The organism is Sporosarcina sp. FSL W7-1349 (genome assembly GCF_038003045.1).
Taxonomy (GTDB): domain Bacteria; phylum Bacillota; class Bacilli; order Bacillales_A; family Planococcaceae; genus Sporosarcina.
In genome coordinates this window covers 71,522-97,138 of sequence record NZ_JBBOOK010000001.1, presented here as the reverse complement: position 1 = coordinate 97,138, position 25,617 = coordinate 71,522, and the positions used below count along the sequence as shown (strand labels likewise).

The 25,617-nt window shown below is 47.2% G+C and carries 30 protein-coding genes and 2 riboswitches; of the genes, 10 read left to right on the top strand and 20 right to left on the bottom strand.

Annotated features, from left to right (window positions below; translation table 11 throughout):
- Positions 1 to 13 precede the first annotated feature (13 nt).
- Positions 14 to 122: riboswitch (SAM riboswitch) on the bottom strand.
- A 146-nt stretch (positions 123 to 268) separates the two neighbouring features.
- The gene (locus MKY41_RS00520; protein WP_340743196.1) at positions 269 to 1,435 is read left to right on the top strand and encodes a pyridoxal phosphate-dependent aminotransferase; all 1,167 of its coding nucleotides are present in this window, start codon (positions 269 to 271) and stop codon (positions 1,433 to 1,435) included.
- Between the two features lie 211 nt (positions 1,436 to 1,646).
- Positions 1,647 to 1,859, top strand: coding sequence for a hypothetical protein (locus MKY41_RS00515; RefSeq protein ID WP_340743195.1), 213 nt, complete (start codon positions 1,647 to 1,649; stop codon positions 1,857 to 1,859).
- Positions 1,860 to 1,894: 35 nt separating this feature from the next.
- Here the strand turns inward: MKY41_RS00515 and MKY41_RS00510 are convergent, their stop codons facing one another.
- The 9 genes from MKY41_RS00510 to MKY41_RS00470 all read right to left on the bottom strand — a co-directional run bounded on the left by MKY41_RS00510 (position 1,895) and on the right by MKY41_RS00470 (position 9,904).
- Entirely contained in the window at positions 1,895 to 2,335 is a 441-nt protein-coding gene (locus MKY41_RS00510) for a DUF2269 family protein (protein ID WP_340743194.1), read from the bottom strand.
- A 9-nt stretch (positions 2,336 to 2,344) separates the two neighbouring features.
- Positions 2,345 to 2,680, bottom strand: a complete 336-nt coding sequence (locus MKY41_RS00505) for an ASCH domain-containing protein (RefSeq protein ID WP_340743193.1) — start codon at positions 2,678 to 2,680, stop codon at positions 2,345 to 2,347.
- 68 nt (positions 2,681 to 2,748) lie between these two features.
- Positions 2,749 to 3,213 (bottom strand): 6,7-dimethyl-8-ribityllumazine synthase, encoded by a 465-nt coding sequence (gene ribH, locus MKY41_RS00500; RefSeq protein WP_340743192.1) that lies wholly within the window; start codon positions 3,211 to 3,213, stop codon positions 2,749 to 2,751.
- A 12-nt stretch (positions 3,214 to 3,225) separates the two neighbouring features.
- Complete coding sequence (locus tag MKY41_RS00495; RefSeq protein WP_340743191.1) at positions 3,226 to 4,419, bottom strand: bifunctional 3,4-dihydroxy-2-butanone-4-phosphate synthase/GTP cyclohydrolase II; 1,194 nt, start codon at positions 4,417 to 4,419, stop codon at positions 3,226 to 3,228.
- 15 nt (positions 4,420 to 4,434) lie between these two features.
- Positions 4,435 to 5,085: a riboflavin synthase gene (gene ribE, locus MKY41_RS00490; RefSeq protein WP_340743190.1), complete on the bottom strand. Its 651-nt coding sequence runs from the start codon at positions 5,083 to 5,085 to the stop codon at positions 4,435 to 4,437.
- Positions 5,067 to 5,840: a bifunctional diaminohydroxyphosphoribosylaminopyrimidine deaminase/5-amino-6-(5-phosphoribosylamino)uracil reductase RibD gene (locus tag MKY41_RS00485; RefSeq protein WP_340743189.1), complete on the bottom strand. Its 774-nt coding sequence runs from the start codon at positions 5,838 to 5,840 to the stop codon at positions 5,067 to 5,069. Before MKY41_RS00485 ends, ribE begins: the two co-directional genes overlap by 19 nt.
- Before the next feature lie 61 nt (positions 5,841 to 5,901).
- A riboswitch (FMN riboswitch) is annotated at positions 5,902 to 6,049 on the bottom strand.
- Positions 6,050 to 6,877: 828 nt separating this feature from the next.
- On the bottom strand, positions 6,878 to 7,801 hold the full coding sequence (locus MKY41_RS00480) for a glycine betaine ABC transporter substrate-binding protein (protein WP_340743188.1): 924 nt from the start codon (positions 7,799 to 7,801) through the stop codon (positions 6,878 to 6,880).
- Complete coding sequence (locus tag MKY41_RS00475) at positions 7,798 to 8,649, bottom strand: ABC transporter permease (protein ID WP_340743187.1); 852 nt, start codon at positions 8,647 to 8,649, stop codon at positions 7,798 to 7,800. The genes MKY41_RS00480 and MKY41_RS00475 overlap by 4 nt, the downstream gene beginning before the upstream one ends.
- A complete protein-coding gene (locus MKY41_RS00470; RefSeq protein ID WP_340743186.1) occupies positions 8,642 to 9,904 on the bottom strand; it encodes a quaternary amine ABC transporter ATP-binding protein in 1,263 nt (420 codons plus the stop codon). Before MKY41_RS00470 ends, MKY41_RS00475 begins: the two co-directional genes overlap by 8 nt.
- 193 nt (positions 9,905 to 10,097) lie before the next feature.
- Here MKY41_RS00470 and MKY41_RS00465 point away from each other — a divergent pair, with 193 nt between their 5' ends.
- Complete coding sequence (locus MKY41_RS00465) at positions 10,098 to 10,643, top strand: GbsR/MarR family transcriptional regulator (RefSeq protein WP_041075763.1); 546 nt, start codon at positions 10,098 to 10,100, stop codon at positions 10,641 to 10,643.
- Positions 10,644 to 10,691: 48 nt separating this feature from the next.
- Here MKY41_RS00465 and MKY41_RS00460 read toward each other — a convergent pair whose 3' ends face one another.
- Positions 10,692 to 12,488 carry a methyl-accepting chemotaxis protein gene (locus tag MKY41_RS00460; protein ID WP_340743185.1) on the bottom strand — a complete coding sequence of 599 codons (1,797 nt, stop codon included), beginning with the start codon at positions 12,486 to 12,488 and terminating at the stop codon, positions 10,692 to 10,694.
- Between the two features lie 162 nt (positions 12,489 to 12,650).
- Positions 12,651 to 13,406: a FixH family protein gene (locus MKY41_RS00455; protein ID WP_340743184.1), complete on the bottom strand. Its 756-nt coding sequence runs from the start codon at positions 13,404 to 13,406 to the stop codon at positions 12,651 to 12,653.
- A gap of 163 nt (positions 13,407 to 13,569) precedes the next feature.
- Between MKY41_RS00455 and MKY41_RS00450 the strand changes: the two genes are divergently transcribed.
- From MKY41_RS00450 to MKY41_RS00420, 7 genes are all read left to right on the top strand, one after another.
- Positions 13,570 to 14,244 (top strand): response regulator transcription factor, encoded by a 675-nt coding sequence (locus MKY41_RS00450; RefSeq protein WP_340743183.1) that lies wholly within the window; start codon positions 13,570 to 13,572, stop codon positions 14,242 to 14,244.
- A gap of 2 nt (positions 14,245 to 14,246) precedes the next feature.
- On the top strand, positions 14,247 to 15,662 hold the full coding sequence (locus MKY41_RS00445; protein WP_340743182.1) for a sensor histidine kinase: 1,416 nt from the start codon (positions 14,247 to 14,249) through the stop codon (positions 15,660 to 15,662).
- A 52-nt stretch (positions 15,663 to 15,714) separates the two neighbouring features.
- Entirely contained in the window at positions 15,715 to 16,245 is a 531-nt protein-coding gene (locus MKY41_RS00440) for an SCO family protein (RefSeq protein WP_340745593.1), read from the top strand.
- A 67-nt stretch (positions 16,246 to 16,312) separates the two neighbouring features.
- Entirely contained in the window at positions 16,313 to 16,612 is a 300-nt protein-coding gene (locus MKY41_RS00435; RefSeq protein ID WP_340743181.1) for a hypothetical protein, read from the top strand.
- An 87-nt stretch (positions 16,613 to 16,699) separates the two neighbouring features.
- Positions 16,700 to 17,020: a general stress protein gene (locus tag MKY41_RS00430; protein ID WP_340743180.1), complete on the top strand. Its 321-nt coding sequence runs from the start codon at positions 16,700 to 16,702 to the stop codon at positions 17,018 to 17,020.
- An 81-nt stretch (positions 17,021 to 17,101) separates the two neighbouring features.
- Positions 17,102 to 17,335: a PF20097 family protein gene (locus tag MKY41_RS00425; protein ID WP_340743179.1), complete on the top strand. Its 234-nt coding sequence runs from the start codon at positions 17,102 to 17,104 to the stop codon at positions 17,333 to 17,335.
- 83 nt (positions 17,336 to 17,418) lie between these two features.
- Positions 17,419 to 17,787, top strand: coding sequence for a hypothetical protein (locus tag MKY41_RS00420; RefSeq protein WP_340743178.1), 369 nt, complete (start codon positions 17,419 to 17,421; stop codon positions 17,785 to 17,787).
- Positions 17,788 to 17,950: 163 nt separating this feature from the next.
- On the opposite strand, the gene MKY41_RS00415 is transcribed toward MKY41_RS00420, so the two are convergent.
- The 9 genes from MKY41_RS00415 to hisA all read right to left on the bottom strand — a co-directional run bounded on the left by MKY41_RS00415 (position 17,951) and on the right by hisA (position 25,392).
- Entirely contained in the window at positions 17,951 to 18,220 is a 270-nt protein-coding gene (locus MKY41_RS00415) for a hypothetical protein (protein ID WP_340743177.1), read from the bottom strand.
- 349 nt (positions 18,221 to 18,569) lie between these two features.
- A complete protein-coding gene (rlmN, locus tag MKY41_RS00410) occupies positions 18,570 to 19,634 on the bottom strand; it encodes a 23S rRNA (adenine(2503)-C(2))-methyltransferase RlmN (protein ID WP_340743176.1) in 1,065 nt (354 codons plus the stop codon).
- Positions 19,635 to 19,730: 96 nt separating this feature from the next.
- A complete protein-coding gene (locus tag MKY41_RS00405) occupies positions 19,731 to 19,910 on the bottom strand; it encodes a hypothetical protein (RefSeq protein ID WP_340743175.1) in 180 nt (59 codons plus the stop codon).
- Between the two features lie 147 nt (positions 19,911 to 20,057).
- Positions 20,058 to 21,701 carry a sensor domain-containing protein gene (locus MKY41_RS00400; protein WP_340743174.1) on the bottom strand — a complete coding sequence of 548 codons (1,644 nt, stop codon included), beginning with the start codon at positions 21,699 to 21,701 and terminating at the stop codon, positions 20,058 to 20,060.
- A 249-nt stretch (positions 21,702 to 21,950) separates the two neighbouring features.
- A complete protein-coding gene (locus tag MKY41_RS00395; protein WP_340743173.1) occupies positions 21,951 to 22,094 on the bottom strand; it encodes a hypothetical protein in 144 nt (47 codons plus the stop codon).
- Positions 22,095 to 22,228: 134 nt separating this feature from the next.
- Positions 22,229 to 23,284, bottom strand: coding sequence for a histidinol-phosphate transaminase (gene hisC / locus MKY41_RS00390; protein ID WP_340743172.1), 1,056 nt, complete (start codon positions 23,282 to 23,284; stop codon positions 22,229 to 22,231).
- Positions 23,277 to 23,918 (bottom strand): bifunctional phosphoribosyl-AMP cyclohydrolase/phosphoribosyl-ATP diphosphatase HisIE, encoded by a 642-nt coding sequence (gene hisIE / locus MKY41_RS00385; protein WP_340743171.1) that lies wholly within the window; start codon positions 23,916 to 23,918, stop codon positions 23,277 to 23,279. The genes hisC and hisIE overlap by 8 nt, the downstream gene beginning before the upstream one ends.
- Before the next feature lie 2 nt (positions 23,919 to 23,920).
- Positions 23,921 to 24,682, bottom strand: coding sequence for an imidazole glycerol phosphate synthase subunit HisF (gene hisF / locus MKY41_RS00380; protein WP_340743170.1), 762 nt, complete (start codon positions 24,680 to 24,682; stop codon positions 23,921 to 23,923).
- Positions 24,679 to 25,392 carry a 1-(5-phosphoribosyl)-5-[(5-phosphoribosylamino)methylideneamino]imidazole-4-carboxamide isomerase gene (gene hisA, locus MKY41_RS00375; RefSeq protein ID WP_340743169.1) on the bottom strand — a complete coding sequence of 238 codons (714 nt, stop codon included), beginning with the start codon at positions 25,390 to 25,392 and terminating at the stop codon, positions 24,679 to 24,681. Before hisA ends, hisF begins: the two co-directional genes overlap by 4 nt.
- Positions 25,393 to 25,617: the final 225 nt, after the last annotated feature.

Here is a 25,617-nt window from a genome sequence, read left to right as displayed (position 1 = left end):
ACTGAACTATATCAGCTTATCTCTCAGAATGAAATTACACTCTGTAGGACTTGGCACCTTCCTTGATTGCAAGGGGTTGCTGGACGTCATCGGGCCTTTCCCTCGGTCGCTCTGGATAAGAGTTGTTATTTATTTAGAAACCCAAGGCTTATCATAAGCCCATTTTAAAAAAGAGTCAAGTTATTTTGACATTATTCTATGTGATTGCAGGCGGTCTCGTATTGTATGTATACTATTCAATAGAATGAATGAGAAAAGAGGAAAAAGAATGGCGATTTCAAATCGATTGAAAGCATTACCCCCGCATTTTTTTACCGAATTAATTGGGAAAGTCGAGGCAGCACAGGCGGAAGGCCGGGACGTTATTAATCTAGGCCGCGGCAACCCCGACCAGCCAACCCCTCCCCATATTGTCAAAGCGTTGCAGGAAGCGGCGGAAGATCCGGCGACTCACGGCTATTCCCCATTCCGGGGAACGAAGGAACTCCGTCAGGCGGCGGCCGACTTTTACAAGCGGGAGTTCGATGTGTCAGTCGACCCGGAAACCGAAGTGGCTGTCCTCGGGGGAACAAAAATCGGAGTGGTCGAATTACCGCTTGCCATCATGAATGAAGGGGAATTATTGCTCCTTCCCGACCCAGGCTACCCGGACTATCTGTCGGGTGTGAGCTTGGCGGGCATTCGCTATGAAACGATGCCGCTTCTCGAAAAAAACGGCTTCTTCCCGGATTTCAGCAACTTGTCCGACCGTCAAAAACAAGAAGCGAAATTGATGTATTTGAACTACCCGAGCAACCCGACAGGCGTGACTGCCACCCTCCCGTTTTTTGAGGAAACGGTCGCATTTGCCAAGGAACATGACATTTACGTGTTGAATGATTTTGCCTACGGTTCCATCGGGTTTGACGGAAAGAAACCGATCAGCTACCTGCAGGCAGAAGGAGCGAAAGACGTCGGCATCGAGATGCTTTCGCTATCCAAAATGTACAATATGGCAGGCTGGAGAGTCGGATTTGCAATTGGGAATGCGGAAATCGTGGAAGCGATCAACTTATTGCAAGATCATTTATTCACGAGCGTTTTCCCTGCCGTCCAACGGGCTGCTATCACAGCATTGACGGAAAGCCAGCAATGTGTAGACGATCTGGTGGCACTCTATGAAAGCCGACGAGATGTCCTCGTTGCAGAATGCCGGCGGATCGGATGGGATGTTACACCGCCGACAGGCTCGTTCTTCGGCTGGTTGCCGATTCCGGAAGGCTACACAAGTGAGCAATTCGCAGATCTTCTTCTTTCCAAAGCTGATGTCGCCGTCTCGCCGGGCAATGGGTTCGGGGAGCACGGAGAAGGCTATGTCCGTGTCGGTTTATTGGAAAGTGAAGACAGAATCAGGGAAGCCATATCCCGGATTGAGAAACTCGGTTTGTTTTCATAAGTGATCAAAGAGTATCCATTAGCATGTGCTTGTTTTCGGCAGGCCGGACAATTTCTATGAGTCCGGCTTGCTTTTTTCAATTGACCCCTTCCTCTTTCCCCAAACGATCGATCAACGTTTCCAATAGTTTATTCAGCGTGTCGATGGAATCTTCCTGTGCCCCATTCCCTTGTTTCAATTCATCAATTTGTTGCTGGAGTTGGTCTAATTTTTGCTGTTACTGAGCGTCGGCAAGCTTATCTTCGTTGAAGGCGACGACAGCGCCAATATCCTGCGACCCTTCATCCATCTGCATCCTGTTGTCGTAAAATGGTGGTTGTCGGAACAAACTAATCGCTCCTTATTCTGGCTCTCCCTTATCATTTTACTATATGTGAATGAAGGCAATCTGGGAACCCAAGCGAAAGAGGCCGCCCTTTCATAAGGACAGCCTCTTTCTGCTTTTCTCACATATGTATTTCACCAAAGCATCGGCTTTTGCACCATTAGCCAAAGCATAAGGAGCAGCAGGCCAATGTACATCCAAGAAGTCGATCTAAGCCGATTCAAGACCTGTTGCTTATCGGTCGATTGTTGGAAATTTTTCAGGACACTTGTGAACCCCTTCGCCAAGAATACGACGGATACCAACATGATCGCCCATGTCAGCAGAATCCAGGATGAATACCAAGGCCATGGACCGATGATCAGTAAAACAACACCAGTGAAGACTAAAACATGACCTGCATGCATGACCATCCGGATGGTCGCTTGAATCACCGAGAGATAAGCGGATTCCACCTTTCGCTCGGCGCCGCGCAATCGCCGGATGATCGGCAGCAGGACGAATAATGGGCCGATGGACAAAACGGCACTGAACACATGCAAATAAACAAAGAGATTATAGATGCCAAACTTCATGACCTAGCGTCATTTCTGCACTGGGCTATACTCATGTACCCATACAGACATTGTCGGAAACCAAGGCATTTTTTCATGAATCGCCAACATCGCCTGCTTGTACTCTTCCACTGTCGAATACCCTTCCGTCTTCGCATCTTCATCTGTCAATTCACCCAACGTCTGGGAATAAAGCTTGTCGATCTTGAATTCATTTCCATTCAACACCATGATTTCTCCCGGGTAGGCATAGACCCCATTCCGCCGGGTCGCCGTCTTTTCCCCATTGATCACTTTTTCAACATCTTCAGGAATGGTGACGAGCCTTTCAATAGAGCAAGTTTTCTCAGGATAATTGTTAGTCATCTGTGTTCCCCCACTTTCAATTGATTGCCCATCCCATTATATCGGTATTCGGACTAATAATCGAGGGCTTACATCTCTTGTAACAGATTCGCCATTTCAATTGCGGAAGCCGCAGCATCCCAGCCTTTATTTCCGGCTTTCGTCCCCGCCCGTTCGATCGCCTGTTCAATCGTGTCGGTCGTCAGTACGCCGAAAATGACCGGGATCCCTTCCTGCAAGGAAATGGCCGCCACGCCTTTCGCAACTTCATTGCAAACATAGTCAAAATGCGGTGTCGACCCGCGGATGACGGTGCCTAGCGTGATGACCGCATCATACTTTCCGGACGTTGCCATTTTCTTTGCCGCAAGCGGAATTTCATAAGCACCCGGCACCCAAGCGATGGCCACATCCTCCTCGCTCACACCATGCCGACGTAACGCATCCTCCGCGCCGCTCAACAATTTCCCTGTAATGAATTCGTTGAAGCGAGCGACAACGATTCCAATCTTCAATCCAGTTCCGACTAAATGTCCTTCAAATGTCACTGTCATGTCATTTCCCCCTTAGCTGTGCAATAAATGCCCCAGTTTCTCTTTTTTCGTAGCCATATACTGTTTGTTTTCCGCTTTCACCGGCATTTCAATCTGAATGCGCTCTGTAATTTCCAAACCATGCCCCGCTAGGCCGGTGATCTTCCGCGGATTATTCGTCAATAAATGCATGGATTGCACTCCTAGGTCACGGAGGATTTGCGCACCGATGCCATACTCCCGTAAATCATCAGCAAACCCGAGCTTTGCATTGGCCTCCACCGTGTCATATCCTTCTTCTTGAAGTTTATAAGCCTTCATTTTATTGACAAGCCCAATACCCCGGCCTTCCTGCCGCATATAGAGCAAAACGCCCCTACCAGCCTTCTCGATTTGAGCAAGCGCGGCGTGCAGCTGAGGACCGCAGTCACAACGGCAAGAGCCGAACACATCGCCCGTCAGGCATTCCGAATGGACCCGGACAAGAACATCTTCCCCGTTCCCGATTTCACCTTTCACTAGGGCAATATGTTCACGTCCTGTCAATTTTTCAATATACGTGACAGCAGTGAACTGGCCGAAATCGGTCGGAAGTTGGACTTCCACCACACATTCGACCAGCTTCTCACGACTTCTTCGATAAGCAATCAAGTCCTGAATCGTCAGAATGACAAGATCAAATCGTTCTGCAATGAGATTCAAATCAGGGCGTCTCGCCATCGTTCCGTCTTCATTCATAATTTCACAAATGACGCCGACCGGTTCCGCACCTGCGAGTTTCGCCAGATCCACTGCCGCCTCGGTATGTCCCGCCCGTTTTAAAACGCCGCCCGGCTTGGCAATCAACGGGAAAATATGGCCCGGTCTTCTGAAATCAGAAGGAACCGCCTGTGCATCGAGCATGGCAAAAATGGTTTCCGATCGTTCAAATGCCGAGATGCCGGTGTGGCATTTCGCATGATCGATGCTGACGGTGAATGCCGTACCGTGCGCATCACTGTTCCGGTCCGTCATGAGAGGAAGGTCAAGCTGATTGGCTTTCTCCCCTTCAATCGGAACACAAATCAAACCTCTTCCTTCCGTCGCCATGAAATTGATAATCTCCGGTGTGGCAAACTGGCCAAGCGCCACGAAATCCCCTTCATTTTCACGGTCTTCGTCATCCACTACGATGATCGGTTTTCCTTTTTTGAGCTCGTCAATCGCCTTTTCAATTGTTGCGAACAAAGTAAAAGACCTCCTTTAACTGAGAAAACCGTTTGCGGCCAATGTTTCCATTGTTACGCCGCCGACAGCTTTCTCCTCTTTTTTTGCTAATAGCTTCTCCATATATTTCGCGAGCATGTCACATTCAACATTCACTTGTTCTCCTGCTTTTTTTGCGCCAACGATAGAGTCTTCCTGAGTAACCGGAATGAGAGAAATGACAAACCCATTTTCCGTCACTTCGAAGATGGTCAATGACGTGCCATCCACGGTCACCGAGCCTTTCGGAATCAAATAAACCGACAACTCGGGAGGAATGGCGATTTCCATATAGATGGCATTATCATGTCTTCGGATACGGATAATTTCACCAGTGCCATCTACATGGCCGCTGACAAAATGACCGCCGAACCGGCCATTGGCTGCCATGGCGCGCTCTAAATTCAATCGGCTGCCAGTGCGAAGTGTGTGAAGAGTTGTCGATTTCACAGTTTCGGGCATAACATCCGCCGTAAACTGATCGGCCGAAAAATCCGAAACGGTCAGACAGACTCCGTTCACCGCAATACTATCGCCTTTCTTGACGTCTTCAAGCACTTTGTGGCAACGGATAGCCAGTTTCAATGAATGCGGCCCTTGTTGAACGGATGATACGGTGCCGATCTCTTCTACGATACCAGTGAACACGGAACAGTCCCCTCCTTTCGAAACTGGGGGTCCAGTGTGAAAATGATGATTTGGACAGCACTGTCGCTTCCGACATAGGCTGTCCCCGGCGTCCTGAGATGCCGATCGAACAAAATACAGATAGGATACTTTCCACCATGGGGCAAACGGGTGGTGAGGAAAGGAATTTCATGAAGTACGGTTTCCACGTCAACCAAAATCGCATTATGGGTATGGCGGAGGTAATGGACATCGGTCCGTGAAGCTTCCAATGTGGTCCATTTGCTGTCCCCAATACGCGTGGAAAGGCGGCCATCGAGGGTGACGGCGACTTTCATGGTGACGTTCGGATTACCATATGTGATGTAGTGAATAAATGCCCGGTTCAACTGCTCTGCCTCTTCTTGTACTATACCGGTGACGACTTCCATTCCGGCATCCCGAAAAAGCCCGATTTCCTTCCCGTTAACGGAAGGACACGGTTTGACGGATGCCATAAAGACGCGACGGATCCCGTTTTGAATAAATGGATCCTTGTATAGCGGCGTTTTGCCTAGATAGACACAAAGTTGCGGCGTGTCATACGAATGGTCACTAATGAAATCCGCGTCTGCTTTCGCGAAAGCAGAAACTTCCGCTTGCGGCAAATCCGTACTCGCGTCGATGTTTTGTCCATTTTGCACACGGACGGCATCGACGAACGGATTCGGCAAGAGTTGACCTTCCGCGGTCCGCACTAGGTCATGAGCACAGTTCATTCTACATTCCGGATCCATGTACATTCCCCCTTTCAATGATTGAAAAGGGCAGAACGGATCGGGCATTGTACGTCAACCCAAATCGCTTCTCCCATCCAGACTGTTACTGTCGGTGCCGGAGTTTCACCAGCTCCACCGCCTTCCAAGGAGGAAGGACGGGTCACGGACTGACGAGCCATTGCTCGATCACCGCCGGTAAGGAATTTCACCTTGCCCCGAAGCGTTTGAATTGTATGTACATTACTAACGGTACCATATCCGTTTCTGTTAATCAAAATGCAAAGGAGGAAATAGTGGAAAAGAGCTAGTTCCGGGTGGGTTTCTGGTAATGGGGCGGAAGTTTGTGTAGAAATAGGCTTAGGGTGAATTCAGATACCTTTTGGGCAGACCTTTTGGGAAAACTCGCATATCCCTAGTGAACTGGTGCACCCTCATGGCGAACACGCACACCTAGAACTGGGAATAGTACACCTGCGGGGGAAACTCGCATATCTCCAGTGAACTGGCATACCCTCACGGCAAACTCCCACACCTTGAACTGGGGCTGGCACACCTGTCTGGAAAACTCGCATACACTCTGCCAATTCGAAATTTTACCGTCAAGTTCATAGTTTTATTCGTCACTTTTGCTCACTTATTCGTCACTTTTATTGATTTATCCGTCACAATCTCAATTTTAATCGTCACTTTCAATATTTTATTCCCGAACCAGGAGTTTTGACCCATAACCGTGTGAAAGGCGCTATAGCATTCTTCAGGAAAAAATGGTTGAATGCCGGTTTCTTGCACCCATTGCTAAGTTGCTTGCACTAAGCACCAGGTTTCTTGCACTCCAACCGTATTTGATTGCACTCAACTACCGATTACTTGCGTAGGCCCTTCAATCGCTGCCAGATCTTATCTTTCTTGCACTCGACACTTAGTCGCTTGCACCCAGCACCGGATTCCTTGCAATCCCACACTATTTCCTTGCCCCCCCCTCGCTTGCCTTACACTCTTTCTTCCCACAAAAATAACCCGGACTGCTTTTTCCGCAGTCCGGGCCCATTTGAAATTTATTCTTTTAGGTCTTCAATGGAGTCGATGTCCATATATGTCGGTACGACCAATCCGATTCTGACGCCTTCCAGATGAGTGCCGAGTTCTTCGTACTTGCCTTCGAATTTATCAGCGTATGTTTTGTGCGTCAATGGCAGCCAAGCCGCTAAGGATGCGTCCGCGCTACCGTCGGATACCGCTGTCCAAAGTGGACCGGCTTCGACTTGGGTCAATGTTACATTGTACCCCATGTCCTCTAGAACCAACTTCATGACGTTATGGCTCGCGATTTCACTATCCCATGCAACATAGGCCAGAGTGATTTTATCGCCGTCCACTTTTTCGACGCCTTCTGTCCATTCCGCTACTTTATCTTCATTCGCATCAATCCAGTTTTGAGCAGCTTCTGCTTCTTTTTCGCCTTCCTGGATCGCTACCATCACTGCTCCCATGTCCTCCTCCGCCCATTTGAAGTTGGACAGAATTTGGTAAGCTTCCGGCATATCCTCTTTCAATCCAAGGCGAGCGATTGTACGGATTTGTTCTTCCCCGCCGTACACGCCTTTTGGATCCTCTAAATATTTCAAATCAAATTTCGCGAATTTCCAGTGTGGAGTCCAACCTGTTACGATGATCGGCTCTTCTTTGTCATACGCTTTTTTTAAGGCAGCCGTCATAGCCGCACTGGACCCGGATGTGACATCCCAGTCTTTGAGGTCGTATTCCTCGATTGCTTGTTCCGTTGCCTGCATGATGCCTGCTCCTGGGTCAATTCCGGTAATTTTGTACTTTACGGATTCACCGACCGAACTGCTGCCCGAAGTATTTTCCGGATCGCTGCTCGATTCATTATTGCCCTTATCATCACTGCCGCAAGCTGCCAAGCCAAGTGCCAACAGCGCGGCTGTTCCTAATCCAAGTACCTTTTTAGTTAAAGTCATTCTGTGAGTCCTCCCTTTTTCTTCTTACCTGCATGTTGGGTGATCCGATCCAAAATAATTGCCACGATGACAATGGATAACCCGGTTTCAAACCCAACACCTGTTTTCAATTGTGTCACGGCCCGGTAGACTTCCTCCCCAAGCCCTGGTGCACCTACCATGGAGGCGATGACTACCATGGATAATGACAGCATGATGCTTTGATTGACCCCCGCCATGATTGTCGGTTTGGCGAGCGGAATCTGCACTTTGCTCAACCGTTGCCATGTTGTCGATCCATACGCTTCGGTCGCTTCAATCAAATCCTTCGGCACTTGCTGGATGCCCAGCATTGTCAAGCGGATCGTTGGCGGCATCGAGAAGATGACCGATGCCACGACGCCGGGTACGACGCCGATATTGAAAAAGAAGATCGCTGGCAATAAATAAACGAATGCTGGCATCGTTTGCATGAGGTCCAAAACCGGATTGACCACATTCCGGACCGCCGTCTTTTGCGAACCCCAAACACCGATCGGAATCCCGATGATGAGTGCGAAGAACACGGATGTCAATACAAGCGCCAGCATTTGCAACATCGGATACCAGTAACCTAAGTAATCGATGAACAACAGGCCGACCAAAGTGAATATCGCGATGCGGCGTGTCGATAAAAACCACGCCAGCAAGGAGAATAGAACAGCGAGTAGAATCGATGGCACCATGTTCAGCCACTCTACTGACCCTTCCACAATCCCCGCCAAAAAATCGGCGACTCCATCAAACACAGAGCCGAACGTCGAAACGAGCCAATCAATGCCGTTATCGATCCAATCGGCAAAAGGCAATCGAGGTAATAATTCATTCATTTCCATTCACCTCCCCGTTCGCTTGCTCAGCCGAATCGATCGTGCCGTTATTATTGATAAACTGATTGTCACCTGACAGCGCTCCAATCAGTGCACCACGAATGATAATCCCTTCCAATTTCCTTTTCTCGTCTATGACTGCAACCGGGATGATAGCCGTCGAAACGATATCGAATAGATCTGTCAAAACCGTATCTGCTGGAATCATCGGGAAATCGGAAATTAAAACATCTTCCAATGTTTTTCCTGTTTCCACTGCTTGCACCGCGTCCTGTGCAGTAACCGCACCCAGTAAGCGGTTACCGGAGTCTACGACGTAAATGGATGAAATGCGGAGACGCTTCATAAGTCGCAACGCAACCCGTGGCCCCCGATCAATTTGCACCGTGTCCGCTTTTTTCATAATATGGCCCGCCGTCAACACTTTGGACAAGTCGACGTCTTCAACGAAACGTTCCACATACTCGTTGGATGGGCTCATCAGAATCTCTTCTGGCGTCCCGACTTGGACGACTTCCCCATCTTTCATCAATGCGATGCGGTCCCCGATTCGAAGCGCCTCATCAAGATCGTGGGTAATGAAGATGATTGTTTTCCCCATATCATGGTGAAGCTGCAGCAATTCATCCTGCATATCTTTGCGGATCAACGGATCGAGCGCACTGAACGCTTCATCCATCAATAAAATATCCGGACCGTTGGCAAGGGCTCTCGCCAAACCGACACGCTGCTGCATCCCGCCGCTCAATTGTTTCGGAAATTGATCCTCATAGCCTGCAAGGCCGACAAGTTTCAATGATTCCAAAGCCTTCTCCCGACGTTCCTCTTTGGACACTCCCTTGATCTCCAAACCGTATTCCGTATTTTCCAGGATTGTTTTATGCGGAAAGAGGGCAAAATTTTGAAAGACCATGCCGATTTTATTCCGCCTTACTTCCCGGAGCTGTTCTTTGTTCATCTTGACGATGTCTTCGCCGTCCAGCAGAATTTCTCCCATTGTCGGATCGATCAGCCGGTTCAGCATTCGGACCAATGTCGATTTTCCGCTCCCGGACAGTCCCATGATGACAAAGATTTCCCCTTCGTAAATATCGAAGGACGCATCATTGACCCCGACCGTCGCCCCGGTCGCTTGCAAGATCTCCCGTTTGCTCTTTTGTTCCTTCAGCATTCGGGCAGCACGCTTCGTGTTTTTACCGAAGATTTTCGTTATCTTTTTCACTTGTATCTTTTTGACAAGACTCTGGTCACTCATTTGTACACTCCTTACCTTTTGTAAACCTGCGAACCTAATCAATTATAGATGTAATCAATTTGAAATACAACCGTAATTTCCGAATGAATTGTTTGTACGGTAAAAACTGTACGAACCATAATAAATATAAATTGATTTTTTTGGGAAACTATAATACGCTAGATTGCAGCGATAACAGTGGAGGTAACGCTTTATGGACGGTAGGGAAAAACTTGATAAAGCCCGGGAACGGATCATTGAAACCATTGCCGAAAATATTCATCTCTACGGTCTGACACCTTCATCCGGTAGACAATACGGTGCCATGTATTTTCATGATGAACCATTGACTCTAGATGAAATGACCGAAATGCTCGGCATGAGCAAAACTAGCATGAGCACATCCGTACGAGCTCTTTCCGATTTAAAATTGGTGGAACGCGCCTGGAAACGGGGCGTCCGAAAAGACCTGTACCAAGTGAAAGATGATTGGTATCAAAGTTTCATTGATCTTTTTTCGATAAAATGGAGGAGGGCCATTTCACTCCATTCCGTTGCAGTCAGGCGATCATTGAAAGAATTGGGCGAACTGTTGCAGGACGAATCGATTGATGACGATCTGCGGAAAAGCGTGGAGAAGGATATAGCGAAGCTTGAATACATGCGGGACTATTATGATTGGCTCGATCGATTGGTCGATGCGTTCGAAGATCATGAAATCTTTGACCTTGTTCCAATTGATAAAAATCAAGATAAATGATAAAAAACGGCAGACGAGCCAAAGCTTGTCCGCCGTTTTTCTATTGGTTCACACTACCTCGGCAGGCACCGGTATTGAACCTGCCATTTCAACATCCTCTTTCTCCTGTTGCGGTTCGGGTACTTGGAAGAATTCCGCGTTGGAACGGAGCGTGTCAGATAATGCGGCCAAATCCAGCCCCGCCTTTTCCACTTGCACCATTGCCTCATGCTGTTCTTGGAAAGAATGCAGCATTCGAACGGCATTCTCTTTATTTTTCAGGGAAACTTGTTCCACTTGGACGGTCGCATTTTCGAGCAATGGGACTGCCGTTTCCAATGAATGCAGATGATCAGACATGATCAACAGCTTTTCATTTAAAGTTCTAATCTGGACAGCAGCCTCATGGAAGTGTTGCCCATTTTCCATCGTGACGAGTTGGAAGATCCCCCCTTTTTCTTGCATCGTTTCCACATTCGAAGCCGAATCGTGGACGCTCTGTTCCATGCCAATCAGCATGCCTTTGATCTTCTCGGTGGCGACATTCGACTGTTCCGCCAGTCGCTGCACTTCATTGGCCACGACTAAAAAACCAGCACCCGCATTTCCCGCACGCGTCGCTTCGATTTTTGCGTTCAGCGCAAGCATCCGTGTCTGATCCGTCAAATGCGCGATCAAGTTGACGATTTGGTCGACGGATTCACACTTCTCTTGAAGCTCCCCGATCGTCTGCACGACTTGGCGCATGCTGTCAAAAAAGAGCTGCATGGAATCGGCAGCCGCTGCAACCGACGTTTCTCCCGTATTGGCGACCTGCTCCGTCCTTGCCGACAAGCGGGAAACGTCTTCCATCTCTCCGAAAAGGCCATGCAATGATTCCTTCATATGAAGAAACGCCTGTTGTTGCTGAGCAGACACCGACACTGTCTCATTCGCTACGGTTCCCAATTCAGAAACGATTTCTTTCACGAGTTCGTTTTTATCCAACAGAACAGTTGAATTTTCTTGTAAATGCTCGCCCGTACTTAAAAGTCGGGTGCTCGTTTCTTGCACCCCCGCCAACATTTGCGACATGCTCGCAATCATCATATGAAAACTTTTATTCAACGAACGGATTTCGGGGATATTGGATTTCGCAGTCAAATCCACCCGCAAATCCCCTTCCCTTACAATGCGCATCTTCTGCTGCAGTTGAATCATCGGATTCGTCATATTCCGGATGATCCATGAGATCAATAGGATCCCTAGCAGGAGAGATATGATAATGGTCACAAAGACGAAAACCGCCATTTGCTGTGTAGCGGCCAAGTAATCGCGATCCGGGATGGCAATGATGTACTCCCCGCCTAATTCCTGGATTTCAAAAAAGCTCATCGTATAGGGCTCGCCGCCAATTGTTTCATGAAGTACCCCTTTGCGTTCTTCCTTGATCTTCTTCAAAACGGACGGGGAAATTGGCAAATCCCGGCTTTTACTTATTGAAAAAGGGGTCAGCTTTTCCCCTTCCAAATAAAACATATCCGCGTGATAGCCGGATTGAATCAACGAAACATGCTGGCGCTTGACGACCGCTTCCAGCTCACTCATAAATCGATCGCGATCCCCAACATGGGCAAGCATCAACGTTTTGGCCAAATCATTAATAATATGGACTTCCCTTTCCAAGCGGGAGGAAACGAGATCGATCGTATTTTCTTTTGATTTCTCATATGTAACGAATCCGATACATGTTGTCGACACAAGTAAAATGGAGGAGATGGCCGTCATGAGACGGTATTTGAATGACCACTTCGCCTTTGTGATAGCTGGCAGCCTTTTCAAACGAACGACCCGCATTCCCTTTAATTTCTGCATCCATTTCCTCAATCCAAAAACCACCCTCCAGGAATATATACTCAATTTTAAAATAGGATTATTGAGCCTTTGTAAAGAGGTTGTAAAGAAATGATATGGTTTTGGAAATGCTAGGCAGGATGGACTGGTGAATCTAAAAAACCCTCTGACATTTTAGGTCAGAAGGTTCTCCCTTTATTTCACTTCAACAGTATGTTCTTCGTGTTCATGCAGCCCGTCTTCATTTTCTACATGGATTTGGATATGGAAAGTGCCCGGTTCTGCAAAAGTATGTGTCGCTGTGTACTCGCCAGCCTGGGTCTCTTCTGCGTCCACCCAATCTTTTTCATTTTCGTTTCCTTCATTCCAAATTTCATAGCGGACGTTTGCTTGGTCCAATGGATGGCCGTCCATTTGGAGGTGGACCATCAATTCTTGCTCTTCCTCCGCCGCGACAGCTTCCGGTTTCACGAAATGCATGGAAAACCCATCCGCATGGCCGTGCTCATGTCCATCTTCCTCTTCTTGAACCGCCTCATAGTTGCCACCGTCACCGACTGTCACTTCTTTTTTCGGCATCGTGTGCATGCCCCTTGCATCCACGTGGACTTGGATGTGGAATAGGCCGTCATGGTCGAATGTCGTTTCGGCAGTGTACAGCCCCTCTTTCGCATTCGTCGAATCCATCATGACACTGTCATCCTTTTTGCCTTCTTCCCACACTTCAAACACCACTTTATCCGCATCTTCCACTTTTTCTTCCCCTTGCGTCACAAGCGCTTCCATCTTCACCGTTTCTCCGGTCTCCACTTGCTCTGTCACGGTCAACTCGACCGCTATCGGTAAAATCTCTTCCGGTTCGGTGCTCACTTCCGGTTCTTCATTTTTCCCGCAAGCGGCCAATACTGCAAGGGTCATTCCGATCAATAACCATCCTATAATCCGTTTCATCCGTCTTCCTCCTATACCATTTTTCTTCCCGTAAATCGGTAACTTCAGTATGATTATAAAAGAAAGTTGCGAACTATTGGTGAAGAATCGAATTTCATATAGTTTTCACAAATGTATTAGACACTAAAGGTAAAAGAACTGCGATAGAAATGAGGTATGGCAGATGAAGCAAACGACAATCTTAATCATAGACGATGAAGAGCAGATGAGGAAACTGATCCGGACCTTCCTTGAAAAAGAAGGCTATGCGGTCCTTGAAGCGTCGGACGGGATCCAGGCCTTATCTCTCGTTGAAAAGGAAGAGCCCCATCTATGTATGGTGGATGTCATGATGCCCTATATGGATGGTTTCACCTTTGCCAAGGAAGTTAAACAGATTTCTACCGTCCCCATCATCTTCCTATCTGCGAAAGGCGAAGAATGGGATAAAATCCAAGGGCTGAAATTGGGAGGGGATGATTATATCGTGAAACCTTTCCTCCCTGGCGAACTGTTGGCACGCGTGGAATCCGTCCTACGCCGGACATATCAGCAACGTCAATCCGAAGATGTTTTACGAGCTGGGCCACTTGTCATCAATCAGACATCCCACACAGTCACCTTGAACGGCAAACCGCTCACGTTGACTCTGAAAGAATTCGGGGTTCTGCATCTTCTAGCCAGCAACAAAGGCCGCGTCTATTCGCGGGAACAATTGCTCCATCTTGTCTGGGGCGATGAGCATCAAAGCAGCGAACGGACCGTCGATACCCATATTAAGACATTACGCCTGAAGATGGGGGATGACGGACAAATGATCGAAACGGTTTGGGGAGTCGGTTACAAGTTCGAGGTGTAATGATGAAAAGCCTGACATTGAGCAAGAAAATACTGATCGTCCTTCTGACGAGCATCGGATTCACTATCTTATTCTCCTTCTTTTTCATTCATTATCTTTACTCGGAGCTCTATTTGGACAGTATTGAAGAGTCGATCATCTACCAAGGGAAACGGACAGCATCCCATTATCACTACGGGGAATTAAGTGACGAGATCATTGACAAGATCCGATGGTATAACATCGTCTCGGAATATGAAATTATTGTAGTGGATAATTTAGAGGAGCTCTCCTCCTACTTCCCCTACAAGATCAATTATGAAACGTTGGTGGATGAGGAAGACCGCGCTCAATTGGAAAGAGGGACCTATGTCGAGAAAAAAGGGTATGTGGAGGAGTTGAACCGGGACATTTTGGGTGCCATTTTTCCGATCAAGGGAGAAGACGGCCTCATCGGTTTCATTTATATTTATGTACCGCTTGCCGCAATCCAGGACGTTTTCCGGGAGAGCATCCCCTTACTCATCATTGTCGGTTCCTTATTCTTTTTCGTCCTGTTCCTAGTTGTCAATCGGGCATGGCACTCCCTTTTCAAGCCTTTGAAGGACTTACAACAACTTTCCTACGAGGTGTCCCAAGGGAACTACTCCAACCGGATCGAGGCGGAGCGGGATGATGAAATCGGCCAACTGACGAAAGCTTTCAATACGATGAGTCTGTCCTTGGAAGAGCAGGAAGAACGAAAAAAGGAATTTACTTCGAATATCGTGCATGAATTGCGGACCCCTTTGACTTACATTTCCGGCTATACGCATGCGTTGAAGGAGAAAATCTATTCCTTCCCGGAGGAAGCCGAAAGTTATTTGCAGACGATGGAGAAAGAAACTGAGAGGCTGAACAAATTGATCTATGATTTGGCCGATCTCAATCATTTGCAGCAAGATCTTTATACGATCGATTGGCAGCCGATTGCTGTCGCTCAGTTATTGTATGATACGCTGGATTTATTCAGCATCCATCTCAAGGAAAAAAAGCTTCTTCTCGATTTGCATTTGGAAGAGGATCCGATCTTGTCAGGCGATCCGAAACGACTTCAACAAGTGTTTTACAATACGTTGGACAATGCCATCAAATATTCGCTCGATGGCGGCAGGATTTCGGTCACTTTGAAGGAAGAGGCCGATTCTATCGTGTTCCAAGTGACAAATGGCGGAACCGTCATTGATGAAGAAGATATCGAAAGGATCGGGGAGCGTTTCTTTCGGACGGATAAAGCGCGGAATCGGACAACTGGCGGAACCGGTTTAGGCCTTTCCATCGTTAAGGAAATCGTCCGTTTACATGGAGGCTCGTTACAGATTGCGAGCAGTCCCGACAGCGGGACGACAATCACAATTCATTTGCCTGGTATGAACGCGGATGAGGAAGGGGTGAAATAAGGTGAGTCAACGGCTATTGCATCCTTTATTATTGCTGTCCACTCTTCTACTTATGGCGGGTTGCGGTTCCGAAATGGCTCCCGGCAGAGAACTTGCCCCATTTTCATTCACGGACCAGGATGGTCGATCGTTCGGTACAGATGAATTACAAGGGCATATTTGGGTAGCGAATTTCATCTTTACCAATTGTGAAACGGTCTGCCCTCCGATGACAATGGAGATGGCCTCCTTGCAAAAGATGGCCGAAGAAAATAGCCTGGATATACAATTCGTCACCTTCACGGTCGATCCGGATGTAGATTCTCCCAAAGTACTAAAAAAATACATCCAGCACTTTACGGAAAATGAATCGAATTGGCATCTGCTGACCGGGTATTCGCAGAAAGAGATTGAAAAATTTGCTCTGGAACAGTTCCAAACCATTGTCCAAAAGCCGAAATCTTCGAATCAGGTCATTCATGGAACGAATTTTTATTTGATTGATCCGAATGGGCGGTTGTTGAAAGAATACAATTTTGCGGATGACTCCTATCGGGAGGACTTGCTGAAAGATATGGAACGTTTGACCCGGTTGGATTCATGAACCGGTTTTACTTGATACTATGCTCTCCATTTTTGTATAGTGGACATACACCTGAAGGAGGGCTGTCATGGATCCGATCTTATCCAAAATCGAATATACGATTGTGGACCGGAAGACCGTCTGGCATGAGCAGACGTTTATCCGGTCCAGTCATCACGTCACCTTAACCCGACAGGCCATTGCAACCGGCAAAAATACATTTCATTTGAGAGAGGTGCTCGATCTGTCTTACCGCCCTTTTTCGGGAGGCACCGGCCTATTTTATCTGCATACAATTCAAGGTGTCTTCACCTTCACGGTCGTCGAGGATCCGTCCAGTTTCATGGATCTATTCGAACAATTGAAATCCGGCTTTACCTCCTTCTGAACATTACAAAATCGGGATAGGGATTGTTTAAAATCCATCCATTGTTGGTATAGAAGAAATAGCAACTACCATTGGAGGGATTTTTACATGACTGTTAAAAAAACTGTAGAAAATGCAGTACAAGCAAAGCAGGAAATCGAAAACTTGGTGACACAAGGCTACACCCACGATGATATTTATATTTTTGCCCATGATAAAAAACGGGGCGACGATATTACGGAAGCACTGGACACCGAGAAAGTCGGCATGTCGGAACAAGGCTTTCTCGATAGCATGAAAAACATGTTTTCTTCCCGAGGCGACGAATTACGCAGCAAAATGGAAGCGGCCGGCTTGACCGAACAGGAAGCGGCAGATGCTGAAAAAGAGCTCGACCAAGGGAAGCTTGTGTTGATTGCGAAAAAATGATGAATATGGGGCTTCCGCAGAGGGAGCCCTTTTTTGCATGTGACCCACAGGCGGCAGAACATTACATAAGGAGGGAACGCTTTGAATGAGGAAAATTGTGCGGTTTGCGGAAATGGCATGAAAAGAGGCTATATTCACTGCGGAAACCGGCTCGCTTGGGTGCCAAAAGTGTCAAAATGGAGTGTTGAGCCGAACTTCCATAAAGGGGCCGTCCTTCTCTCCGGCCAGAACCGCTTCTCAATCAACCATGTCAATGCGTATTTATGCGAAACATGTAATAAGGTCATCATCGATTATTCAGCCCAAGCCAATTGATCCAGAGATACCCCCCTATTTTCCAACGGCTCGCAAATCTCCCCTTTTTTCAGTATGATAGGAAGGGAAAGCGGGGGTTATGGATGGACAGCAGATTATGGAAAATCGGTTTTTTCACGGCATTGACTTCTTTTGTTCTTCTAATTTTAGGGGTGCGGACGATCGGAGGCCACGACCTGATCTGGAAGAACTATGCTACTTTCAGCATTTTCAGCTTGACGGTCGGGGTGCTGGCGAGTGTCATGCTCTTTTATAAGCTAACGATTGCATTCCGGATTTTCATGGGAGCCCTTGTTCTCGGGTTTCTTCAATTTTTCCGCAGCTTCCTCATGGGCTCGGGAGATTTCAGTGAATCGATAGGAATTCTGGATTTATTCATCATCAGTTCATTTGGATTCGGACTGGCATTGCTAATCCAATTCGGAATCATATTTATGCGACAGGCGAAATAAAAAGCGGCCGACCATTTACAGTCAGTTTGCTTAGACTGTAGACAGACTCGAGAAATCTTGACGGGTTTGGCTACAGTTTTTTGTTTGGAAATTAAGTCGGTTGGGGAAGTTTTCTATATGGTCGATGCGGGAGAAAAGTGGATGCGAGTTTGCTCGAATGTCTTTATAATTTAGACTTTTCACATGACGGTTGGAGCGAGACAGGACAGTTTGCGCCATTGCCCTTACAGTTCATGAAATGGCCATGACAGTTTGGGGATTTGCCATGATAGTTCGGACGTTTGCCATGACAGTTTCCTCGATTGCCCTCACAGTTCTGGGAATCGCCATGACAGTTCGGACGTTTGCCATGACAGTTTCTACGAGCCATGACAGTTTCCTCGATTGCCCTCACAGTTTCGGGAATCGCCATGACAGTTCGAGGTTTTGCCATGACAGTTTCTACGAGCCATGACAGTTTCCTCGGTTGCCCTTACAGTTTGGAGAATTGCCATGACAGTCCGGGGTTTTGCCATAACAGTTTCAGCGAGGCATGACAATTCCTTCGATTGCCCTTACAGTTCCGGGAATTGCCATGACAGTTCGAGATTTTGCCATGACAGTTTCGGCGGGACATGACAGTTTCCTTGATTGCCCTTACAGTTTTGGAAATTGCCATGACAGTTCGCATTTTCCCATGACAATTCCCGGAACCGACACCACACGAAAAACCCGTGGACAAACTCCGATACAATTCAGAGCTCATCCACGGGTTCAATTTGTTAAAACGCCCAGAAACGATATTATTTCACTTTTTCTTTCTTAATTTGCTTACTTCTCAACTGGCCGCATGCCGCGTCGATGTCGGTGCCTTGCTCCAGCCGGACGCCGCAGTTAATCCCTTTCTTCTTCAACGTTTCGTAAAACGCTTTAATTGCTTCCGGTTTACTGCGCTTGTATTGCCCGTGTTCGTCGACCGGGTTATAGGGAATCAGGTTGACATACGACAGATGACGCTTGTTCTCCAACAGCTTGGCCAATTGCTGGGCTTCCGCGACATGATCATTGACGTCTTGCAGCAGGATGTATTCGAATGTGATCCGCCGATTCGTTGTTTCTAAATAATAATCGATTGCTTCCATGAGCTTCTCGATCGGGTAGGCTTTGTTGATCTTCATGATGCGAGTGCGCAAGTCATTATTCGGCGCGTGCAGCGAAACGGCCAGATTGATCTGGATGTTTTCATTCGCGAACTCCCGAATTTTCGGCGTCAGACCGCTCGTTGAAACGGTGATATGACGAGCCCCGATGGAAAGTCCTTTTTGATCGTTAACGACCCGAAGGAAATTCATCAGGTTCGTATAGTTATCAAACGGTTCACCGATTCCCATGACGACGATATGGCTGACGCGTTCGTCGTTATCTTTGGTGTCAAGATGCTGCTGAACTTTCATGATCTGTCCAACGATTTCCCCGGCATCCAGATCGCGATTCTTCTTCAATAAACCGCTCGCGCAGAAACTGCAGCCAATGTTGCAGCCGACTTGTGTCGTAACACAAACGGAATGGCCATACGGGAATGTCATCAGAACTGTTTCAATCAAGTTGCCATCCTGCATTTTAAATAGAAACTTGATCGTTCCGTCAGCCGACTCCTGTTTGACAGCCAATTCCAGCGTCTCAATGACAAAATGCTCGTCCAACAATTGGATGCAGTCTTTATTGATGTTTTTCATATCCGCAAAATCCGTAATGCGCTTTTTATAAAGCCAATCCCACACTTGAGCGGCCCGGAATTTTTTCTGTCCATGCTCTACAAGCCACTCGGTCAATTGATCAAGCGTCAATCCATATATCGATTTTTTCATTTAGTATTCCTCATTTCAAAAATTGCCATTCAAATATTATACTACAACAAACATGAAAAGGGAACAACCATTGCAAGCTGGCTACGCAGCAGACACTCACTTGTCGCCAGTCTGTCTTCTCTCATTTTTTATTCTCACAATGAATGTGGCCAAGTAAACGATCGCCAACACGGTGAATAAAGTACCGCTTCCCATCATCCCTTCCCGGAAGCGTACAACTGCCAAATATACAACAAATGCCATCAATAACACATCTAACCCTTTTGATACTTTCAAATTCCCCGCCTCCATATGAGTATGCACAAATTCAGAGAAACGATGTGCTGCCCCGAAACGGACAGTCCCGTTTTTTTCAGTATAGCAGAGTCGCTTCCCAAGCAGTTAGCTCTCTTTTTTAATATACGAGCCAATCAAAATGACGTTTCACGAATAAAACATACAATGATTGCGCCCATTTTCTTTCGCCCGATACAATGCCCGATCCGCCTGTGTCAATAACTCATCCAAGTTCGATCCATCTCTCGGAAAAAAGGAAATGCCGATGCTCGAGGTTGTTGTAAACGAATGTTCCCCGATTACCCACTCGTCCCTTAAACTCTCAACTATTCGGCTAGCAGTTGCTTTTACTTCCTCTTCATCAACGTTTGGCAAAAATACTAAAAACTCATCGCCGCCCTGACGAGCAAAAATATCACTCTCACGGAGCACGCTGCGCACTCTTCCCGCAAACTGTTTCAATAGCTCATCGCCGACCGAATGGCCCAAGTGGTCGTTCACCCATTTAAACCGATCGATATCCATATAGAGCAATGCGCATGTTTCGCGATTGCTTTTGGCCTCTGCTAGAGATTGGAGCACTTGCGCTCGAAATAATCTCCGATTCGGCAATCCCGTCAACTCGTCATGAAAAGCCATCATCTTCAACTTTTCCCGTAGCCTCTTTTTTTCCTCTATTACGCGTGAGACAAATAAGGCAAAGCCTTGCCCCTGTTTTTCATCTATGAAATAGGTACCCTTCGCTTCAAGCCAAATCCAATCTTTTGTATTATGCTGATACCGGAACTCCATCTCACAAGAATCTTTCGTTTGGAATAAAGCCATCACCTTCTGATCCACACTTGGATAATCTTCTGGATGCGCCTTGCTGAAAGCCTGTATTCCTACATACTCTTCCGGCGAAAAACCTAAAACAGGAGCCGTGGAGGGTGAGGCATACGTAATGACCCCGTTTTCATCCACGACTGTCACCAGATCGGTCATATTTTCAGCAATCAAACGATACTTTTCTTCGCTTCGTATCAACTCCTCCTCCCATTTTTTCCGCTCGGACATATCCCGGGAAATCCCAGCAAAAGCAATGACATTTCCTTGTTCATCGCGCAGAGGAGAAATTGTTATACTAACTGGAATGCGGGAACCGTCTTTGCGGAGGCATTCCACTTCCAACCCTTTAATATATTGATGATTCATAACTTTCTTGCGCTCTGTTTGCACCATTTCCAAACGATCATTCAGTATGGTCGGCATCGGTTTGCCTATGATTTCTTCAGCCTTCCACCCATACATTTCCTCGAATGCTTTATTGACTTTCTGGACGTTGCCATTCAAGTCTATAATATCCATGGCGTCTGCGGAAGAATCATAGATGGAGTGCAATCTCTCAGAAGTTTCTTGTAAGGCTGCCTTAGTTTGTACAAGATCCGTTATATCTTTTGTAACGATCATGACGTTAATCAGTTTTTGATAGTCGTCGAATATTGGTATATTTTTCACATCCAAATGAAGAATCTCGCCATTCTTGCGATAAGCACTCACATGATAGGAACAAGATTCTCCCTGCAGTGTTTTACAAAGCGAATGCTGCAGCTCGGAAACAAATTTTGGAGTCACGATATCCTGATAGGAAAATTCTTTTAATTCAGCAGTTGAATACCCGAATACATCCACGACCGCCAAGTTGACATCTACTATGTTACCGATATGATCCAAAAGGAATATAGGATCTGGATTATGGACGATCAATGAACTATACATCCCACCCGATATCCCTTTGCATACACTTTCCATGGGATTTCCTCCTTCTATAGGAAACATCGTTGCTTACTAGGTTAATTGGATTGTAGGTGTTTGAAGTGGAAAACGGAGGCTCTCAGAGGATAAGGGGGCAGGTAAGATCCAAACAGTACGAAATAATACCGAAATGCCTCGGTTATCATCTATCAAATGTAACATAAACTTCCAACTCGGAAAATGATTGCATAGAAAAACTTATTGGTCATTATACAATTATCGTAAAACGTTGTATAGGATAGTGTTTCATTTAATCAAACTTATCGCCTTTCGTAATAAATCGATATCTTCTATAATCAAAGGCTTTAAAGCCTCGGGACATTTTTCGCTATCTCTTTCCAACTTTTGTATTTCTGCTTTCAATATCTTCACCTCAGCTTGATCTAACATGCAAATTCCCCCTTCATGACTATTATACCCATTTATACAGCAGGTCAAACGAACCAGAAATGTTGAAGGGGAATGAGGAATAAGCCAGACAGCTAAAATCACTGTCTGGCTACTTTTGTTTGATTCAGTTTAATTCAAATCAACTGTCTTATCGCTTCCATCAACTTTTCCATTTGTGCATCTGTTCCGATTGTGATGCGCAAATAGTTGTCGATCTGCGGTTTATTGAAATACCGGACGAGGATGCCGGCTTCTTTCAACTGGTTGTAGAGTGTTTCTGCTGCTACGGTCTCATGGCGAGCGAACACGAAGTTTGCCTGGGATGGCAGGACGGTAAAGCCGAGCTGTCCGAGTGCGCGTGCTGTCTTTTCCCGAGTCGCCACGATTTTCCCGACCGTTTCTTCGAAGTACGTCACGTCTTCAAAAGCCGCCGTCGCTCCCACCATCGCCAACCGGTCGATCGTATACGAATTGAATGAATCCTTGATCCGGATCAGCGCTTCAATCAGAGATGGATTCCCCATTGCAAATCCGACACGCAATCCCGCCAGTGAACGGGATTTGGATGTCGTCTGGACGACGAGCAGATTATCATATTTCCGAATCAATCCGACCGCGGATTCCGTCGCGAAATCGATATATGCTTCGTCGATGATGACGACCCGATCAGGATTGTTCTGAACGATTTGTTCAATATCTTCCAGTGCCGCATACAAGCTCGTAGGCGCATTCGGATTCGGCAAAATGACACCGCCCTCCGCCCCGTAAAACTGCTCGATCGGCAAAGTGAAATCTTCGTTTACCGGTACTTCTTCAAACGTAATATCGAAAATCTTTGCATAGACCGGATAAAAACTGTACGAGATGTCCGGGAACCGGATGACTTTCCCGGGCTCGAAAAACGCCATGAACGAGAAGGCCAATACTTCATCAGACCCGTTTCCGACAAACACTTCCTCTTTTGAAATGCCATTTTGGTTGGCAATCGCTTCCCGCAGTCCGTCCGCTGTCGGGGAAGGATACAACTGCAATGTCTCCTGCATTTCCGCCTGGATTGCGGCTAGCACGTTCGGACTTGGCGGATATGGATTTTCATTCGTGTTCAGCTTAATGATATCTTTCTGGTTAATCTGCTCGCCAGGGACATACGGATCCGTCCGTTTTACCATGCTGCTCCAAAACTTAGTCATTGCGCAGCACTTCTTTTTTCGGACGCCGCTTTCGCAAAATCGTCTTCACATCTTCAATTGTCACGTCCAAAATTTCCATCATGACGAGGGAGTGGTACACCAAATCAGCCAGCTCATTCGTCACTTCTTCCTTGTCATGATTCTTCGCCCCGATTACCACTTCCGTCGACTCTTCTCCGACCTTTTTCAACACTTTGTCAAGTCCCTCGCGGAATAGATACGTCGTGTAAGACCCTTCCACCGGGTTGTCTTTCCGTTGACGGATTTCGTCTGCCACTTCATACACCACTTCACGGATGGACGGCTCGTCTTCGAAGACGGTCGTATAGAAGCAACTGGTCTCGCCCGTATGGCAGGCAGGCCCTTGCGGAACAACTTGGACCAAAATCGTATCTTGATCACAATCAAAGAAGAGCCGTTTCACCGTCTGTTTATTGCCCGAAGTGGCGCCTTTATTCCACAGTTCCTGTCTTGATCGGCTAAAGAACCAAGTTTCTTTCGTTTCTAATGTCTTCTGCAGCGCTTCTTTATTCATATAGGCAAGCATGAGGACATTTCCCGACTGTTCGTCCTGCACAATTGCCGGAATCAATCCGTTTTCATCAAATTTCAGAGAATTACTATCAAAGGTCATCGTCAGTCATTCCTAACCGGTATATTTTGTTCAGCCAAGTAGTTTTTCAATTCGCGGATGTTGATGTCCCCGAAGTGGAATACTGAAGCGGCCAGGGCAACGTCGGCTTTCCCTTCCGTCAATACATCACGGAAATGTTCCGGCTTGCCGGCGCCGCCGCTCGCAATGATGGGAATATCGACCGCTTCCGCCATCGCTCGGTTCAATTCCAGGTTATAGCCATCCTTGACACCGTCCTGATCGATGCAGTTTACGACGAGTTCGCCGGCGCCGAGCTGTTCGCCCTTCTTCGCCCACTCGATCGCATCGATGCCCGTGTCTTCCATGCCCGCTTTTGCAAACACATTCCATTTGCCTGGCGCAACTTCGCTGACGTCCATTGACAACATGACACGTTCCGAGCCGAATTTCTTCGCAGCTTCTTCAATAATGGATGGATCTTTCAGAGCTGCGCTATTTATAGACACTTTATTGCCGCCGATGCTTAAGATTTTCTCCACATCTTCGATCGTCCGGATACCGCCGCCGACGACAAATGGCACGGGTACTTCTTTCGCAATTTCTTCAATCAAGTCCAAGAACATACCACGGTTTTTCGTCGAAGCGGAAATGTCGTAAAACACCAGCTCGTCCACCCCATCAGCAACATATTGTTTTGCCAAGGTTAGCGGATCGGCCACTTCTTGCACGTCCAGAAATTTTTTCCCTTTTACGACTTTGCGGTTATCGACATCTAGGCAGGCAATGATCTTCTTCGTTGTCATTTTGACTCCTCCAGTACTTTCTCCAAGGATAGTTTGCCTTCATATAAAGCCTTTCCGATAATGGCACCATACATATTCATTTCTCGTAGCTTATGGATATCTTCTTCCGTCGATACGCCTCCGGACGCGATGATGTCAATGGTGGACGCGTCGTTCATAACCTTTAGTTCCTGGAAATTCGGCCCCTGCAACATGCCGTCCTTGGCGATATCGGTATAGACAACTGTTTCCACGCCGACTTCGACAAGCTCCGCCAGCAAGTCAACCGCCTTCACTTCGCTCGTCTCCGTCCAGCCGTCCGTTGCGACGAATCCATTCCGCGCGTCGATGGAGACGGCAATTTTCGCTCCGTATTTCTCCACTGCCTCTTTCAAGAACTGTTTGTCCTGAATGGCCGCTGTGCCGATAATGACCCGACTCACCCCGTTCGCAATATGCGAATCGACAATTTCCATTGAGCGGATGCCGCCCCCGACTTGCACGGGCACTTGAACGGCTTTCGCAATTTTTTCAATCGCTTCACGGTTCAGCGAGTCCCCGGTTTTCGCGCCGTCCAGATCGACGACGTGGATAAATTCGGCCCCTTGCCGTTGCCACTCTTTCGCCATATCCGTTGGCGAGTCGTTATATACCACTTCCTGGTCATAATCTCCTTGGATCAGACGGACACACTTTCCGCCCCGAATATCAATCGCTGGAAATAAAATCATCGTTGGCTCCTCCTTAATATAACCGCTGATAAACCGTTGATTTCCGCTGCGGGCGGACGCTTTCCGCGGGGCGGGAGGTGAGCCAATCGAACTGCGAAGGGTTCGATTTGCCGTATTTCTGCGCACTTTGCAGAAATTAAGGCATCCCGTGCCGCAAAACGCTACGCTTTTTGGCGCAAAGGCCGTTCTCTGTAACGGCCTTCGCTAATCCCGCTGGAGTCGCCG